A 943-nucleotide genomic window follows, 5' to 3' on the forward strand; every position below is an offset into this window, starting at 1 on the left:
CGTCGAGCCCGGGGCCGGGGGCGCCGGCTGGTCCTGGGTCCGGGGCCCGGCCGCCGGCGCCCGACTGGACGGCGGGGCGCTGGTCTGGCCCACCCAGAACGCCGAGCTGTACCTGGGCACCAACACGGCCTCGGTGCTGACCCGGGAGGCTCCCGCGGGGGACTACCTGGTGGAGACGAAGCTCGACCTCGACGGCGTGGGCGTGAACCGGCAGGCCGGGCTCGTGCTCTACGCGGGGGACAACCAGTTCGTGAAGCTGGTGCACTCCCAGCTCGGGCTGCTGCGCAAGCCCGGCAGCGCGGCGCAGATGGTGGAGTTCACCAAGGAGGCTGCCCGGCCGACCAGCACGCCGCCGGCCGCCGCGTACAGCGCCCCGATGTTCGGCGCGGCCCCGGGGGAGACCACGTGGCTGCGGCTCGCCGTGCACCGGGACGCGGGGAACGACGAGTACGAGGTACGCATGGCGTCCAGCACCGACGGTGAGACCTGGCGGTGGGGCGGTGTCTGGACCCTGCCCGACGACCGGGCCCCGCGGATCGGCCTGGTCTCGATGAACACGGCGGGTGCGACGGCGACGTTCGACTACGTCCGCACGTACGCGCTGCCCTGACCAGCCCATCCCGCTTCGCTGAGTGCTGGATATTTGTCGATTTCTCGGCCGTCAGGCAACAAATACCCAGCACTCAACGAGGGGTGGGGGGCGGGTTCTGATCGGTTCCGACGGAATTGGTCGCGTTTTCTGCCGGGTCGTTGACGGAAAAATTCGGGGGTCCATATGGTCGCCAGCATGTCGACGACGACACCACCGGGCAGCGCCGCACGGCGGGCCCACGAGAGCCACGTGGTGGCCGCGCTGCGGGACGGGCCCCTGAGCCGTGCCGAGCTCGCCCGCCGCGTGGGCCTGTCCCGCACCACCCTGTCCGAGACCACGGCCGAGCTGCTG

Annotated in this window: 1 protein-coding gene; it reads left to right on the top strand. The window is 71.8% G+C overall.

What is annotated here, in order from left to right; genetic code table 11:
* A partial coding sequence (locus tag PROKR_RS07270) for a beta-xylosidase family glycoside hydrolase (RefSeq protein ID WP_036961296.1) occupies positions 1-610 on the top strand: 610 nt, incomplete at its 5' end.
* Positions 611-943: the final 333 nt, after the last annotated feature.

Source organism: Promicromonospora kroppenstedtii DSM 19349 (assembly GCF_000515355.1).
Lineage (GTDB): Bacteria > Actinomycetota > Actinomycetes > Actinomycetales > Cellulomonadaceae > Promicromonospora > Promicromonospora kroppenstedtii.